This window comes from Nisaea denitrificans DSM 18348 (assembly GCF_000426505.1).
Classification (GTDB): domain Bacteria; phylum Pseudomonadota; class Alphaproteobacteria; order Thalassobaculales; family Thalassobaculaceae; genus Nisaea; species Nisaea denitrificans.
Genome location: NZ_AUFM01000011.1, coordinates 14739 through 31044 on the forward strand (window position 1 = coordinate 14739; position 16306 = coordinate 31044).

Sequence of the window (16306 nt, forward strand, 5' to 3'; positions counted from 1 at the left end):
GCTGCTTCGACCTTTATGGCCGGGACCCGCGACAGTAACGGATATCACTGGCCGGCAGTTCAATTGTGACCTGCCGGCCAGCGTATTTCTGCAAATTGCATTGATAGTCGACGGCCGGATAACGTCTGACTTCTCGATCTTTCAACCATCTTACATGATTCTGCAGCTTCTCCAGAATGCGGCTTTCTGGGGAGGCGTGCGGGTGCGGTTTCCATCTTCGAAAACGGGGCAGGGCCTCATCGATTAGAATAATTCCAGAAATCTGAATCATCCCTCTTGCGCTTGGCTGGAATTGAGTCATTTTAGAATGATTATAATTCGCGCTCACGGTTTCCCCCTTGAGCAATGCCTCGGACCAGATGGGAGGGTCTACGATGAATGAGATGAACAAATGCCCGGTGATGCATGGTGGTAACACCGAGGCGAAGATGTCTCCGACCGAGTGGTGGCCGAAGGCGCTGAACCTGGACATCCTCCATCAGCACGACACCAAGTCCAACCCGCTCGGCAAGGACTTCGATTATCGTGAAGAGCTGAAGAAGCTCGATATCGCGGCGCTGAAGAAAGACATGCACGCGCTGATGACGGAGAGCCAAGACTGGTGGCCGGCCGATTGGGGTCACTATGGCGGCCTTATGATCCGTCTCGCATGGCATTCTGCCGGCTCCTATCGCCTGGCCGACGGCCGCGGCGGTGCCGGTACCGGCAACATCCGTTTCGCGCCGCTGAACTCCTGGCCGGACAATGCGAGCCTGGATAAGGCACGCCGCCTGTTGTGGCCGATCAAGAAGAAGTACGGCAACAAGGTCAGCTGGGGCGATCTCTACATTCTCGCCGGGACCATCGCTTACGAATCCATGGGCCTGAAGACCTTCGGCTTCGGTTTCGGTCGCGAGGATATCTGGCATCCGGAAAAGGACGTGTACTGGGGCGCCGAGAAGGAATGGCTGGCCCCGAGCGACACCCGCTACGGCAGCGTCGAAAACCCGGCGACCATGGAAAACCCGCTGGCGGCCGTGCAGATGGGCCTGATCTACGTGAACCCGGAAGGCGTCAACGGCAAGCCGGATCCGCTGAAGACCGCCGGACAGGTGCGTGAGACCTTCGCCCGTATGGCGATGAATGACGAGGAAACCGTTGCGCTCACCGTTGGCGGCCACACCGTCGGCAAGGCGCACGGCGCCGGTGATGCCGGTGCCCTCGGCGCGGAACCGGAAGCAGCCGATCTTGAGGAGCAGGGCTTCGGCTGGACCAACCCTGCCGGTACCGCGAAGGCCAACATGGCCATCACCAGCGGTATCGAGGGCGCCTGGACCGCCAACCCGACCAAGTGGGACAATGGCTACCTGCACCTGTTGCTGAACTACGAGTGGAAGCTGACGAAGAGCCCGGCCGGTGCCAACCAGTGGGAGCCGATCGACATCAAGGAAGAGGACATGCCGGTCGACGCGTCCGATCCGTCGGTGCGCAAGATGCCGATGATGACCGACGCCGACATGGCGATGAAGATGGACCCGGAATATCGGAAGATTTCCGAGAAGTTCTTCAATGACTTCGACTACTTCTCCGATTGCTTCGCCCGTGCCTGGTTCAAGCTGACCCACCGCGACATGGGCCCGAAGGTCCGCTATTTCGGCCCGGACGTGCCGTCCGAAGAGCTGATCTGGATGGATCCGGTTCCGGAAGGATCGAAGAGCTACGACGTGGATGCGGTCAAGGCGAAGATTGCCGCCAGCGGCCTCTCCATGGGAGAGATGGTCTCCACCGCTTGGGACAGCGCCCGGACCTATCGCGGTTCCGACATGCGGGGCGGCACCGACGGTGCTCGTATCCGCCTGGCACCGCAGAAGGATTGGGAAGGCAATGAGCCGAAGCGCCTCGAGAAGGTGCTCGCCGTGCTTGAGCCAATCGCGAAGGAAGCGGGCGCTAGCCTCGCCGACGTGATTGTCCTGGCCGGCAATGTCGGTGTCGAGCAAGCGATCAAGGCCGCCGGCTTCAACGTTCCGGTACCGTTTGCGCCGGGCCGTGGAGACGCGTCTGCCGAGATGACGGATGCCGACTCCTTCGACTCCATGGAGCCGCTCGCGGACGGTATGCGCAACTGGCAGAAGCAGGACTATGTGGTGAGCCCGGAAGAGCTGATGCTCGACCGCACGCAGCTCATGGGCCTGACCGCGCCGGAGATGACCTGCCTCGTCGGCGGAATGCGGATGATCGGCACCAACCATGGCGACACCAAGCACGGTGTGTTCAGCGCCAAGGAAGGCGCCCTGACGACCGACTTCTTCGTCAACCTGTGCGACATGGCCAACAAGTGGGTCCCGGCCAGCAAGAGCACATACGAGATACAGGACCGGAAGACCGGCGCGGTGAAGTGGACGGCGACCCGTATGGATCTCGTCTTCGGCTCCAACTCGATCCTTCGTTCCTATGCCGAAGTCTATGCCCAGGACGACAACAAGGAGAAGTTCGTTAAGGACTTCGTCGCCGCCTGGACCAAGGTCATGAATGCGGGCCGCTTCGATCTCGCTTGATCGCGCGTCTCTCTGAAACCTGATACGGGCCCCGCAGCAGATCATGCTGCGGGGCTTTTTCAATTTATGATCCAGTCCGGCGGGGGAATGTCTCCGGTCGCTATGTTTTCGCTTTCCCTCGCGGGTTACTCTGGATTGATTATCGCGAAAATCGGGTGAAATCACTCCAATTCATTAAGAATTTATTGCGCCGCAATATATCAGCGGGCACGCTTCGCGACGTTTTGCACCAGGGGGGTGCTCTGTCTTGCGCGAAGTGGAGAATGAATAATGAAGTTTCGAATTAGGGCGTTTGTCGCCGCCTTTATCGCCATCGTAGGGATTGCGGGCATTATCGCTCCGTCCTACGCCCAAGACATGAAGTTTTGGCGGATCGGCACCGGTGGCGCCGGTGGCACCTACTATCCGATCGGTGGCCTGATCGCGAACGCGATTTCCAACCCGCCAGGCTCGCGGCCCTGCGACAAGGGCGGAAGCTGCGGCGTCCCGGGCCTCGTCGCCATTGCGGTTTCGACCAATGCGTCCGTTGCCAATGTGAACGCCATCGATGCAGGCCAGCTTGATGCCGGTCTTGCCGGCGCCCAGAGCGTGACCCAGGGCTTTAACGGCGAAGGCAAGTTTGTCGGCGCCAAAAAAGACAAGATCCGGATGATCGCCAATCTCTATCCGGAAGACATGCACCTTGTCCTGCCGAAAGGCACAAAGCTGGGCAGCCTGAAGGATCTGGCTGGCAAGAAGGTCGGTGTCGCGGCCGCCGGTTCGGGAACCCAGGTTTCCGTGCGGATGATCCTCAAGCACTACGATATCAAGGCTGACGAGCTTGAACTGAACCTGGGCCAGAGCACCCAGCGTCTGGCCGACGGTCAGATCGATGCCTTCTTCTATGCAGGCGGCACCCCGTTCGCGGCGCTGATCCAGCTTGGCTCGACCAAGGGCTTCGAGCTCTACACCTTCTCCGAGGAAGAGCGCAAAGAGATCAACTCGATCATCCCTTATTATGTCGAGTCCCTGATCCCGGCCGGTACCTACCAGAACATCACCTACGATGTGCCGACCGTTGCCGTCAGCGGCCAGCTGATCACCGGCGCCAATCAGCCCGAAGAGCTGGTGTACGAGATCACCAAGGCTCTGTGGAACAAGAACACCCGCAAGCTGCTCGACAAGGGGCACGCCAAGGGCAAGCAGATCGTGCTTGAAACCGCCCTCAAGGGCGTCCTGATCCCGGTCCACCCGGGTGCGGAGAAGTTCTACAAGGAAGTCGGCCTTATCAAATAAGGACCGTTAGCGGAGACAGGCGCGGATTGCCCTGTCTCCGTTTTTCTTTTTTCCATTTATCAGAATCACTGAAAGTCCGGACAGAGCATGGCCGAATTCGACGTCAAAACCGCCGAAGAGCTTGAGCGCAAATACGATTCCGGTCTGCAGACACGGACGCAAACGCCACTCATGGAGTGGTTCATTTACCTATTTTCGATTTTCTTCGCGGGATATCACTATTTCACCGCAGGGTTCGGGACACCGATCGACTACTGGCACATGGGCTTCCATATGTCGGGAGTCATCCTGCTGGTTTTCATCTGCTATCCGATCATCAAATCCAACCGCCTTATGACGATCCAGGCGCCTGCCTGGTGGCGGCCGGGCACAGTGCCTCTGTGGGACTGGCTCTTTATCGCCGTGGGCATCGCTTGCTCGCTCTATATCGGGGTGACCTGGTATGGCGTGGACATCGAAGTATTCGGCATGAAGTTGCATCTCGTCGAACAGGTCATGCGCCAGGGGGATCCGGCGGACATCGACATTGTTTTCGGCACGGCGCTGATCATCGTTCTGCTTGAGGCCGTGCGCAGGACTTTGGGCATGGTCGTTCCGATCATCATCGGCATCTTCACCGCCTACGCTATCTTCGGCCCCTACATGCCGTTGCAGATCCTGATGCATCCCGGCATTTCCTGGGCCCAGTACATCAACAACATGTACTTCCCGGCCGAAGGCATCTTCGGCGTGACGTTGTGGATCGTCTCGACCGTCGTTTTCCATTTCGTGCTGTTCGGCGTGCTTGCCCAGCGCATGGGGCTTGGACAGTTCTTCGTCGACATCGCCGCCGTGATGGCGGGCCGCTATACAGGCGGGCTCGCCAAGGTCAGCGTGGTGTCCTCCGCTTTCTTCGGCACCATCTCAGGCTCCTCGATCGCGAACACGGTCTCGACCGGCTCGCTGACCATTCCGAACATGAAGCGGATGGGATATCCGGGGCATCTGGCGGGCGGTGTCGAGGCTGCGTCCAGTGCCGGTGGCCAGATCACGCCGCCGATCATGGGGGCCGCGGCCTTCGTCATGGCCGAGTTTCTCGAAGTGCCTTACACGACCGTGGTCGTAGCGGCGATCGTGCCGGCGATGATGCATTATATCGGCGTGCTCTCGATCGTACATTTCCAGGCCAAACGCCTTGGTCTCAAGGGCATGCCGGCCGAGGAAATTCCGAACCTGTTCAGAGTCCTGCGCCGGGGCTGGCCGACAGTTCTGCCCCTCGCGGTATTGATCTATGTGCTGTTCAGCGGCTATTCGCCGAACATGGCAGCTTTCTGGGGAATTACCACCGCCCTGGCGGTAGGCCTGCTCAATCCGATGCACAGGATCGGCTTCCGGGACATTTTCGATGCGGCGGTCCTGGGCGTTAAATATGCGCTCGCGGTGGGCGCCGTCTGCGCCGCTATCGGGATTATCGTCGGGGTCGTCAACTCCACCGGTCTCGGTTTCCGGCTCGGCTTCATGGTCGCGAACAGTGCCCGCGAGATCGCTGAGGGAATCCTGCCCTTGATCGACTGGTTCCCGCTTGCCACCTTTACCGAAGACGGCGTCACCCTGCTGATCTCACTGATTTTGATTGCCGTCACCTGTATCCTGATGGGCGCGGGGCTGCCGACCACGGCGCTCTACATCATGCTTGCCACGGTTGCTCAGCCGGCGCTCGGCAATCTCGGTGTGCCGCCTCTCGCATCACATCTGTTCGTGCTCTATTACGGGGTCATTTCCGAGATCACACCGCCGGTCTGTGCTTCGGCCTATGCGGCGGCAGGGATCGCGGGCGCCAACCCGTTCCGGACAGGTGTCTCGGCTTTCACGCTCGGTATCGCCAAGCTGCTGGTGCCGATGGTGTTCGTCTACTCGCCGGCCATGCTGATCGTGATCGACACGCATTTCACCCTGGAAGCGTTCCTGGTGACTTCGATCACCTGCGCGGTTGGTGTCTTCATGCTTGCGACCTCCGTCGCGGCCTACTTCCTCGCCCCGATGCCGGGGATCGCCCGTGCGGCTATGGCCCTGGCGGGCATCCTTCTGGTGGCCCCGGGGGAGAGCAGTGACATCTACGCTGCCGTGTTCGCCGTACCGGTTCTGCTGCAACAGGTCGTTGCAATGCGGCGGAACAAGGCGGCGGAGTTGCTAAAAGCGGAAGCCTGACCGGGCTCCACCCGGATATCCAAAGAAGAAGGCCCCGGCGCGCACGCACCGGGGCCTTCTTCGTTCCCGGCAAGTGCAGACCGTGGAAGCCCTGCCGTCATGGGGGTAAGCTGCCAGTCAATCAAAAGGGGAGGATGCGATGACCGGCAAAATGCGGGTGGGTTTCATAGGGGCCGGATTGATGGGCCATGGCATGGCGAAGAACCTGATCGAGAAAGGGTTCTCCCTGACTGTCATGGGCAACAGGAACCACAAGCCCATCGACCATCTGGTCTCTCTCGGCGCCCGGGAAGTTTCCACGGCGCGTGCGGTCGCCGAAGCTTCGGATCTGGTCTTCCTGTGTCTGCCGAATTCCGAAATCGTGGGACGCGTTGTCCTCGGCGCCGAGGGAATCCTGGAGGGCGCTCATGATGGTCTGATCGTCGCCGATTCCACCACGGCAGATCCGGGCGAGACAAAGCGGATCGGGGCTGCTCTCCGGGAGCAGGGCGTCGCCATGCTGGATACACCGCTGACGATGACGCCGAAGGAGGCAGAGAGCGGCACCCTGAATGTGCTGGTCGGTGGCGCGGACCAGAATCTTGAGATGGCGCGTCCGGCCATTGAGACCTTCGCCAGGAACATCTTCCATGTCGGCCCGCTCGGGGCGGCGCACAGCCTCAAGCTGATCAATAATTTCATGTCCATGAGCATGGTCGCGCTCTTTGCGGAAGCGGTCACCACTGCGCGCAAGGCCGATGTCAGTATCGCTGGATTGCACGAGGTGATCTCTGCCGGCGCACTCAACAACGGGCTTTTCCAGAAGGTCATGGACTGGCCGTTGAAGCAGGATGCGAGCGGGCTTCAGTTCGCAATCGAGAACGCTCTGAAAGATGTCTCCTATTACAACCGGGTCGCGGCGGATGCAGGCTCGACGGCACTGATCGGCGCGACCGTTCAGCAGATCTACGCGCTGGCCAATGCCCAGGGCGAGGGCAAGACACACGTGCCCAAGCTGATGGATGTCATGGGAAAGCTGAACGGCCTTTAAAGGAGTGCGGATATCTGACCTTTCGAAGCTTTCAGAGTGTGCCGAAACGTCGCATGGAAACCGCCACAGTTCGTCACGACTGAATTGCCATGAGTTGACGGCGCGCGCGCCGGCTATCGGCGGTCTGGTCTTCCCTGGCGCTATTTTCCGCCCTTTTTCACCAGATTTGGGATCGATGTCTGTTCCCGCATGGATGCTGCCGTCGATCACGATCAGGCGGTCGACGATACTCGAGGGGAGGTCTCTAATTCTTGCTCGTCAGAGCTGCCTTGTTTTTGCCTTTAATCCTTGGTTATTCGGCTCATTCCCATCGAGTGTCTCACGAAAAATCTGGAATGGAGAGGGTGTCTCTGATGCCGCAAATCGTTCGTAAACTGTGCTGGACCGTCCTGCTCTGGTGCGTAGGTGTGACCGTTCTTGCTGCGGCGGGGCGCCTGCTGCATTGGTTTCTTGTGTCCTGAATTACGAATTAAATACTTGCTTTCAGTCTGGACTTATTCCGAAAAGTCGCCATAAGGTACGCAGGTTCTTGGCTAATAATCTGATTCGAAGATGCTAGGGGGATGGCATTGCAGTCCAACGAAGATCTTTTACCGCTGCATAGCTGGCGGGAAACTGATTTCGTGGATGATATCCCGGAGACGGCCATGGTCGCGCTTCGTCTCTATTATGAGCTTGCTCGAACAGATGATCGTGAAGCCGTTCTGACGGCAATCGCTTCTCAACCGTCGCTCTCCGGTCCCTGTCATGTGCTCTTTCAGCTCGTGGACAGTCGGATTGAGGTGATCGAAAGTGGGCACTATGTCAGCGCCGAGGTTGCCGAGACGATTACGAGAATTATTGAAAACGAGATCAGGAACTCGGAAGACGGCGCACGCAGATACACGGTCAGTGCTGGCTCCCTGTGCGATGTAACGATCCTGCCACTTTTCCAGAATGCGGGAGTTTGTCTGGTGGTGGTGGTGTGATCTTGGACGGCATGCGCCTTGATGTCATCAAAGGAGAAGATCCGGCAGCGATTGTCACGTACGACAAGCTGGATTTTCGCCTTGGAGCTGACAATCAACTCGCGGAAATTTTTACTCTGACTTCGCGCGCTGGAAATCGCAAAGCACCCAGCATTTCCGGGATCTCATTCAATGAAATTGCACGCCGCGCACCGGATGTACTGCCTTATATTCATATTCTGAATGTTTCTGACGAGCCGGCCACTTTCGAATTCGAGAGATTCGGCTTCGGTACGACTGTAACGGGCGGATTTCAGCCGAGATATTTCGGTGAAACTGTACCGCTCTTTGGCCCAAAGCTCTGGTCCAGTCTTGCCAGTCTCTATGCCGATGCAGCCTTCCGAAGCCGTATTTCTCTATCCGAGGTTCACACGCGCTCCGTCGGCAAATGGTACGCGTACCGCCGCTTGATCATGCCGCTGTCCACAAATGGCCGAGAAATCGATCAGGTCCTTTGCGCCGTTGTTCATAAAACAGTCGAGTTCCAGGGCCTGTTGCCGGGCGATTTCCTCGGCATTGATGTCGATAAAATAGATCCGGTCGGCCTCTCCGGTGAGACGAAAATCACCTGATAGGCCAAGCCATTCGCGCTCGAAGCCATACACACCCGCACCGAAGCCTTTGTCATGAAGGCCAGAGAGAATGATGCCGCAATGTCGGTCAACGCCCCAATGAATCACAGAAAGTGCACGAACGAGGCGGGGCAGAGATTGAGAAAGTCCGGTCTTGCGTGCTTTCGGATGGACCCATAGCCCCCCCGCATGCCCGATTTTGCCGGATAAATCCATCCCGATAGGATGTCTCGTGCAAGGATCCGCGAACATTCCGGTTTCCTTCACGAAGTCGACAAAATCTCCAGTCTCGATGACCCGGTCGCAGATGATCGCGACAGTCTCCGCGTTCTTGTTTGATACGCGTAACCAGAATGCGTCGCTTGGCAGGTAGTCGGCCTTGTCAGGGTCGAACATGCTCGAAACGGCCGTCGTTGCGGGCGCTCCCAGCATTATGCGCTTCCATTCACTCATGTCGCTTTCGATCGAGATGCGATAACCAGACCGGACAATAAGGGTCATCATTTCACGGTAGAATGAACGCGCTGTTTCGATATGGGGTTGCATGCCGGTTCTCCTTTTTATGGCAAGAGAACGATAGCATGCGCCATGCGACGTCTTGGAGTGTGCGGAAAATGATGGGTGTATATTGGCGGGGTTTCGTTTTTATTGTTTGGTCACTCAACCCCCGTGACCTCCCTGTATGCATGAATGGTTGCCAGCGCCTGACGTGACCACTCCACATCAATCTCTGGCATCCCCAGAGATTATGATTCAGACTCGGTTTTCGCGTTGGATTGTATGAGAAGAAAAGTGGTGACCCCGACTGGATTCGAACCAGTGACCTACAGATTAGGAATCTGTCGCTCTATCCTGCTGAGCTACGGGGCCGCCTAGGCGAACGTGATACAGGAGCGGGCCGCGATTGCCAATGGGGCGTGGCAGGCTCCTAAGTGCGGGGATACTGGGGAGGTCAGGCGGGCAGGGAGCGGTTGTCGTTGTCCGAGACATCCTGCAGCGGGCCTTCTGTCACCAGGCAGCTGATATAGTGGACCTTTTCCCGGAACAGGTTTGACAGCCATTCTTCCGCGACCTTTCGGGCGGCGGTCAGACGGTGGCCACCATCGACAAGCACGAAGCTGTCGTCGAGATAGAAGATGCGGAGCGGGTCGGATGATGCGTAGCCGTGATCCCGGATGGCGCGGACCAGCTTCCAGAAACGTTCGTTTTCCCGGTCCATGCCGCGGTCGTCATTGATCAGGTTAAGTTTCTGAATCTGGTCAAGCGTCAGATCCACCTCGGCAAAGCCCTGGTGGCGTATCTGCTTCTTGATCGATTTCTTCACCTTACCTCTTATGACCATATCGGCCGCCTCGCACCTTTCCCGCACGGGTTACATCTCAATGACTTAGTAAATAAGTTCGAACGAAATCAATTTCCAGAAAATAATGCGCACTCATTGCGCCTTGCTTCTTCGTGCCGGTCTGTTTTTTATGCCCGCATTCGTCTATGTCGCTGATAAATTACCATATTATTGGTTTAAAAACCCCTAAGGGCGGCGGTAGATCATCCAATAAATAAAGGCCACGAATACCCCGCCGCCGACCATATTGCCGAGAGTGACCGGCAGCAGATTACCTGCGATTCGCATGAGGCTTGCTTCGGGAACTCCCGAAAAAGCGGCGAGGGGCAGGAAGTACATATTGGCGATGGAATGCTCGAGGCCGATGGCGACGAACGCGCTGATCGGGAACAGGATGGCGAGAATTTTGCCGGAGACTGTGCGGGCCGCTATGCAGAGCCAGACGGCGAGGCAAACCAGAACGTTACACAGGAGGCCGCGCCAGAAGGATTGTTCGAATGAAAGTTCGAGTTTTCCAATGGCGATCCGGGTTGCGGTTTCCAGAACTGCGCCGCCCCCGATCTCGAGTACGCCGGCGCGCCAGGCAATAAAAGCGGTGGTGACGGCCCCGGCGAGGTTGCCGAGATAGACAAGGCTCCAGTTTCGGATGAGGCCTTTCGTGCCGACCTTGCCATCGACCCAGGCCATGACCATCAGGCTGTTCCCGGTGAAAAGCTCGGCACCGCCGACAACGACCAGGATGAGGCCGAGAGAAAAGGCTATCCCGCCGAGCAGCCGGGTCGGGCCTAGACCGAGTTCGCTGCCCGTGACGGTGACTGTGAAGACCATCGCTCCGAGGGAGATGAAGGCTCCCGCGAGAACGGCGAGGAGTAGGGTTTTGAGTGCAGGGAGCCGAGCCTTGCCGATGCCGGATGTCTCGACAAGTTCGGCGATCCGGGCCGGGGTATGGGCCTCGAAAGCCAACGATTGTGTTTCTTGTTGAGTCTTTTCCTGCGCCATTACGGCTCCCCCAAAACCCGATGCTCGGAATCCTTTGTGTGGACTGTGTCACGAACGGACTTGCCGTCAAGCGTAGCACGCGCTTGAGGGACAGCCCGGTATCGAGGAGACTTGCGCCAGAACGAGAAGAAGGAGGAACCCACCATGGCCGAGGCCGGCAGGAATTTGGAGAAGGAGCGGGCGGTGGCCCGGCATCTCTTGGATGAGCATGCGGGCCGCGTGCCGTATGTGGCGCTTTCAGGGGAACTGGCGCTCTCAGACATTGCAGAGGCCTACAGGGCCCAGGAGGCGTTTGTCTCCATGCGTCAGGAGCGCAGCGGCACCAGCATCGCGGGATACAAGATCGCTCTAACCTCTGCCGCCATGCAGGCCTTTGTCGGTGTTGATCATCCGCTGCTCGGCGCGATCTTCGACGATACGGTGGTGCCGTCGCCTGCCGAGGTGTCATTGGCCGGGTTCCAACATGTCGGCATTGAGTTCGAGCTGGCGCTGCGGCTTGGCCTTACGGTTCCTCCCGGATCTTACGATGCGACGTCGATCGCGTCATTCGTGGACGCCGTGATACCGGCATTCGAGCTTATCGAGGACCGCAACGCGGTTTATGAGAATTTCGATGCTAAATCGCTGGTGGCCGATAATGCCTGGTCCGGCGGCGTTGTGCTGGGCAAGCCGGTGACGGACTGGCGCGGTTTCGATCTGACCGCCACGCCGACGCGCTTGGAGGCCGGTGCGGAAACAGAGACCGCGACAACCGGTGCGGCGCTTGGCAACCCGCTGACTGCTCTGGCCTGGGCTGCCAACACGCTGTCCGCCCAGGGACGAGCGCTAGAAGCCGGGATGATCGTGATGACAGGGTCCACCCTGAAAACCCGCTTTCCAAATACGGGAGAGCACTTCTTCTATGAAGTCGAAGGGATTGGATCGGTTCAGATGTCGACCGTCCCGTGACCTCAAGGCCCGGACCGACCCGCCGCGAGGTGATGATCGGCGGCGTTCTTGCTGTAGCACTCGGCGGCTGTGCCGGAGGTTTCTCCCGGTCAGAACGGCCTTTCACGCCGGGGCCTGTGCGGCCGCTGGAGGATTGGCGGCCGCATGTGGCGGGCTCGCGCCGACTGGTCGATCATCGCCTCTGGGACAGGTTTCTCTCCAAATACCGAAGGCTGAGGTCCGACCACGTTCCGCTGTTGCCCTACGGTGAAATCCCGACTGCGGAATGGGAGTTGCTCGATACGTATCTAGGGACGCTGGCCGCAACTCCGGTCCACACTCTGGACCGCCCGGAGCAATATGCTTTCTGGCTCAATCTGCACAATGCCCTGGTGGTGCGCCTGATCGCCCGGGCTTATCTCGTGCTGTCGGTGCGTGACATCGATTTCGGCAACGGAACCCCGTGGGACAGGCCGATCGTCGAGGTCGAGGGGCGTCCTCTCAGTCTCGCCGATATCCGCAACGGTATTCTTCGCGCTTATTGGCGCGACGGCCGCGTGCATTACGGACTTTGTTACGGCGCGGTTGGATCACCAGGCCTGTTGGCGCAAGGGTTCACCGGCGCCAACGTCGACAGGCTACTTGACGAGCAGGCGCTCGATTTCGTCAATCACCCGCGCGGAGTCTGGGCCGACGGGAGGGCGGCAACTCTCTCGCGCCTCTATGAATGGTATGCGGAGGATCTTGGCGGCTCGCGCAGTGCCATCCTGGCGCACCTTCGTCTTTACGCATTGCCGGGGCTGCGCCAGATGCTGATGGACAACGTCGCTGTAGGCTATGCCTATGACTGGTCATTGAATGATGCGACGGGCAGTTTGGGTTAGAGTTGGTTTCCCCACTTCTGCTATGCTTTCTTTGCCGCTTGGGTCTTTATTCGGCGCCGTGATCGGCCTACGCTGCGGTATGAAAAGGGGACGCACTCAATGAAACAAATCCTTCTCCCGTTCGGGGCCGACAATGCCGATGTGGCGCCGATTTCGGCCGCTGCCCGCTTTGCCAGCCGGTTCGACGGTCAAGTCACTGCCTTGTTCTACCCGCGCCTGCCGGATCCGGTGATTGTCGACCCGATGAGCGGCGGTGTGGTGTCTTACGAGGGAATTGACGAGGAGGTTGCCGCGCAGCGGGAGCAGGCAGAGGCCCAATTCCTTGCCGCGAAGCAGACGCTGCCGGTCGATCTTGGGGGCCGCGTTTCCGTCGAGTTGCAGCGTCTGTCGAATTGGCGCCAGGTTGGCGAGGAGTCGCGCGTTTTCGATCTGACCGTGGTGGCGCGGGCAACCCGAAGCCCGCACTGGCAGACCCTGTTCGAGATGGCCCTGTTCGAAGGCGGCCGTCCGGTCATGCTGACGCCAGAAGGTTGGGACAAGCCATTTGGGGATACGGTTGTGGTCGCCTGGAACCGGAGCACCGAAACGGCGCGGCTGATCGGGCAGAGCCTGCCGATCCTATGTTCCGCCAAGGCGGTTCATATCGTTGAGCTTGAGGGCTGGTACGCCTCAGGGCCGGATGGCAAGGCCCTGCAGAAGTATCTTGCCGGCCACGGTATCAAGGCTGAGCAACACAAGAGCGAGGCGCCGAACGGGCCGGGAGCCAAGATGGTCGAGATTTCGCGCGATCTTGGCGCGGACCTGATGCTGAAAGGTGCCTATACGCAGAGCCGCCTGACCCAGCTGATCTTCGGCGGCGCGACCCGCCAGATCCTCGATCAGGCGGATATTCCGGTGATCTTCGCACACTGACGCGGGGAAGCGGTGCCGGTCAGAAGGCCGAGAGGTCGACATCTCTGACCGGGCCGACATAATCGGAAAGATCGGCGATGGCGGGTCCGCTGAAATAGTCATACTCAAGATCTATTGCCGCGCGGACCAGGTCTTTCTGTTTCAGGTTCCGGACAAAGGTGCTGAGGCCAAACTTGCTCGCGTTCTTTTTGAAGGTGAGCATGGTCTCAGCCATTTTCGCAGAGACTGGCTCGGCCTCCGGAAACTTGAACCCGACAATCTGGACGCCAGCTTCTTTAAGCGATTTCAAGCTGCTCGTCCCCGGAAGAACGCGGGCGGCGACCCCCCTGACATTGTTTTTGATCAGATGGACATATTCCGCGAGGGTGCCTGTCGGAACGCCGTCTGGAAAGCCGGTCAGGGTAATGACCAGATAGCGCTGTAATTCTGTTGGGACCGTTTTTAATGCGGCCAGGAAATCCTGCCTGGCGCGCGGGCGTGACAGGGTGGCGTAACTGAGCGGAATGGAAACCAGCGCAATCCGTTTGCGCATGGTCATGTCCATCAGGCCGATTTTTGCGCGGGCAAGGGTCAGCAGATCCAGTTCGATGGCGGATTTTTCGTTGTCGCTGTCCGTGAGCACGTCATGCCCATTGATGATTCTGTCAAAGGAATCGAGGCGGACAGCTGCGCAATGAAAAATCGAAATGACCCCGCTCTTCTGATTGACCAGAGGCAGGAAGCCGAAATCTACCTCGCCGAGGCCTGCGTGCTGTTCCTCTCCCTGGAAGCTGAAGGGATCTGATCCAGGCTGCAGGGTCGATTTGATCGAGGCCCACTGCGCCTGCTGGAAATTGGCTTTCTGTTTCTCGGAATAGTCAAACGCCTCGGCCGGGGGAGAGTCGTGCGTCATGCTTTCAGGAGTATCATCAGCTCGCGGATCGACCGGCTTCTCTGCTTTGCTGCTCACGGCTTTCTCGATCATGTCCGCAAGGCTTGCGCTGCTCGTGCCTCCAGTCGCCAAATCCCCGACCGATGTCTGGACTTTGAGGCTGGCAAGCTCATCGTCGCCTTTCAACTGACGAAGAATCTCCGCTTTGATCAGGCCGCACTTGATCGTCGCTGTTTCATCATCGAGCTCGCCGAACAGGATGACGAAGCCGAGTTCACCATATTCCAGGCAAAGGTCGGATTTGCCGATATGCGGTTTGACTGTCCGCTGGCACAATGAACGGATGAAGTCCTTTTTTGTCGCCCACCGATCACCCAGCTGCTGCTTCACTTCGTCGAGACCGAGAAATTGCAGTTGCCCGCCGAGTGGACGGGATCCGCTTGCAAGCATCGTTTTCAATCGGTCTTTTGTGGTCAACTGCTGGACAGTCATGGTGGTCAAAGCCTTCTGAATGGGGCAAACGGCAAATGCGCACTGCAATAAGCGCAAATTTTTCCGAGTGAACCGAGGTTAGGCCTGCAACCCTGAAGATATGGTAAACTTATTGATTGCCGGTTTTTGCGTGAATGCGGTCCAATATTCTCCTTGATAAAATTGTTGTTAATGGGTTCAGGCGTCCATCGCTTCATGTTAAGATTCACCGATTTGTCTTGACTGATGCCTTTTTGAGGACGGCTACCATGGGAATGCGGGTTCGAGAGGATTATCGGGGCATCACCGGCCCTGAGAAGTCTGCCATCCTGCTAATGTCGCTCGGCGAGGAGCAGGCAGGTAAATTGTTTGCCCTTCTCGATGATGAAGAAATCAAGGAAGTCTCGCAGGTTATGGCGGGGCTCGGAACCGTCAGCTCCAACATCGTCGAGCGCCTCTTCGTCGAATTTGCCGAGCAAGTTTCCTCGACCGGTTCTCTCGTCGGCTCGATGGACTCCACGGAGCGCCTGCTCACCAAGGTGCTCGGCGGCGACCGCGTCAACGATATCATGGAAGAGATCCGTGGTCCGGCCGGCCGGACCATGTGGGACAAGCTCGCCAATGTGAATGAGCAGGTTCTCGCGAACTTCCTGAAGAATGAATATCCGCAGACCGTCGCCGTGATCCTTGGCAAGATCGGCCAGGCCCATGCTGGCAAGGTGCTGTCGATCCTGCCGGAAAACTTCGCGATGGAAGTCGTCATGCGGATGCTCCGCATGGAAGCGGTGAACAAGGACATCGAGAAAGACGTGGAGCGCGTGCTGCGCACCGAGTTCATGTCGAACCTGGCGCGCACCAACCGGCGCGACAGTCACGAGATGATGGCGGAGATCTTCAATAATCTGGATCGGGCGACCGAGTCCCGCTTCCTCTCCGCGCTGGAAGAGCGCAACAAGGACAGCGCCGAGAAGATCCGCAGCCTGATGTTCACCTTCGAGGATCTTTCCCGTGTCGATCCGGCGGGTGTGCAGACGCTGCTCCGCGCGCTCGACAAAGACAAGCTCACCATCGCGCTGAAGGGCGCGTCGGAGGAGTTGAAAGACCTGTTCTTCTCCAACATGTCGGAACGCGCGGCCAAGCTGCTGCGAGAGGACATGCAGTCGCTCGGCCCGATGCGCCTCAAGGATGTGGAGGAGGCCCAGACTGCCATGGTGACGGCCGCGAAGGACCTCGCCGACAGAGGCGAGCTTGTAATCGGCGGCTCCGGTGGTGACGATCAGCTGGTTTACTGATTA

The 16306-nt window shown here is 58.5% G+C and carries 13 protein-coding genes and 1 tRNA gene; 9 read left to right on the forward strand and 5 right to left on the reverse strand.

The annotated features are described in order from the left end of the window. The first annotated feature begins 374 nt into the window (after window positions 1–374). The 5 genes from katG to K328_RS0100890 all read left to right on the forward strand — a co-directional run bounded on the left by katG (window position 375) and on the right by K328_RS0100890 (window position 7994). Window positions 375–2534, forward strand: a complete 2160-nt coding sequence (gene katG / locus K328_RS0100870) for a catalase/peroxidase HPI (RefSeq protein ID WP_205620563.1) — start codon at window positions 375–377, stop codon at window positions 2532–2534. 270 nt (window positions 2535–2804) lie between these two features. Beyond that, window positions 2805–3809, forward strand: coding sequence for a TAXI family TRAP transporter solute-binding subunit (locus K328_RS0100875; RefSeq protein WP_028464355.1), 1005 nt, complete (start codon window positions 2805–2807; stop codon window positions 3807–3809). 87 nt (window positions 3810–3896) lie between these two features. After that, the gene (locus K328_RS21955; RefSeq protein WP_036552990.1) at window positions 3897–5996 is read left to right on the forward strand and encodes a TRAP transporter permease; all 2100 of its coding nucleotides are present in this window, start codon (window positions 3897–3899) and stop codon (window positions 5994–5996) included. Window positions 5997–6135: 139 nt separating this feature from the next. Continuing rightward, the gene (locus tag K328_RS0100885; protein WP_028464356.1) at window positions 6136–7026 is read left to right on the forward strand and encodes an NAD(P)-dependent oxidoreductase; all 891 of its coding nucleotides are present in this window, start codon (window positions 6136–6138) and stop codon (window positions 7024–7026) included. Window positions 7027–7589: 563 nt separating this feature from the next. Further along, a complete protein-coding gene (locus tag K328_RS0100890; protein WP_028464357.1) occupies window positions 7590–7994 on the forward strand; it encodes a hypothetical protein in 405 nt (134 codons plus the stop codon). A gap of 395 nt (window positions 7995–8389) precedes the next feature. Here K328_RS0100890 and K328_RS0100895 read toward each other — a convergent pair whose 3' ends face one another. The 4 genes from K328_RS0100895 to K328_RS0100910 all read right to left on the reverse strand — a co-directional run bounded on the left by K328_RS0100895 (window position 8390) and on the right by K328_RS0100910 (window position 10946). Then, window positions 8390–9151, reverse strand: a complete 762-nt coding sequence (locus K328_RS0100895; protein ID WP_028464358.1) for a hypothetical protein — start codon at window positions 9149–9151, stop codon at window positions 8390–8392. A gap of 247 nt (window positions 9152–9398) precedes the next feature. Beyond that, window positions 9399–9475: transfer RNA gene (locus K328_RS0100900), tRNA-Arg, on the reverse strand. Window positions 9476–9557: 82 nt separating this feature from the next. Beyond that, the gene (locus tag K328_RS0100905) at window positions 9558–9929 is read right to left on the reverse strand and encodes a hypothetical protein (protein WP_156901139.1); all 372 of its coding nucleotides are present in this window, start codon (window positions 9927–9929) and stop codon (window positions 9558–9560) included. A gap of 204 nt (window positions 9930–10133) precedes the next feature. Further along, window positions 10134–10946 carry a formate/nitrite transporter family protein gene (locus tag K328_RS0100910; RefSeq protein ID WP_051284244.1) on the reverse strand — a complete coding sequence of 271 codons (813 nt, stop codon included), beginning with the start codon at window positions 10944–10946 and terminating at the stop codon, window positions 10134–10136. A 144-nt stretch (window positions 10947–11090) separates the two neighbouring features. On the opposite strand from K328_RS0100910, the gene K328_RS21960 reads away from it, so the two are divergent. The 3 genes from K328_RS21960 (at window position 11091) to K328_RS25470 (ending at window position 13669) form a co-directional block, all read left to right on the forward strand. After that, complete coding sequence (locus K328_RS21960; protein ID WP_051284246.1) at window positions 11091–11894, forward strand: 2-keto-4-pentenoate hydratase; 804 nt, start codon at window positions 11091–11093, stop codon at window positions 11892–11894. Beyond that, on the forward strand, window positions 11891–12757 hold the full coding sequence (locus tag K328_RS21965; protein ID WP_156901140.1) for a DUF547 domain-containing protein: 867 nt from the start codon (window positions 11891–11893) through the stop codon (window positions 12755–12757). The genes K328_RS21960 and K328_RS21965 overlap by 4 nt, the downstream gene beginning before the upstream one ends. Window positions 12758–12856: 99 nt before the next feature. Then, window positions 12857–13669: a universal stress protein gene (locus K328_RS25470; protein WP_051284250.1), complete on the forward strand. Its 813-nt coding sequence runs from the start codon at window positions 12857–12859 to the stop codon at window positions 13667–13669. A 19-nt stretch (window positions 13670–13688) separates the two neighbouring features. Here K328_RS25470 and K328_RS0100930 read toward each other — a convergent pair whose 3' ends face one another. Further along, entirely contained in the window at window positions 13689–14990 is a 1302-nt protein-coding gene (locus K328_RS0100930) for a hypothetical protein (RefSeq protein WP_028464361.1), read from the reverse strand. Window positions 14991–15280: 290 nt separating this feature from the next. Here K328_RS0100930 and fliG point away from each other — a divergent pair, with 290 nt between their 5' ends. Beyond that, window positions 15281–16303 (forward strand): flagellar motor switch protein FliG, encoded by a 1023-nt coding sequence (gene fliG, locus K328_RS0100935; RefSeq protein WP_028464362.1) that lies wholly within the window; start codon window positions 15281–15283, stop codon window positions 16301–16303. The last annotated feature ends 3 nt before the right edge of the window (window positions 16304–16306 follow it).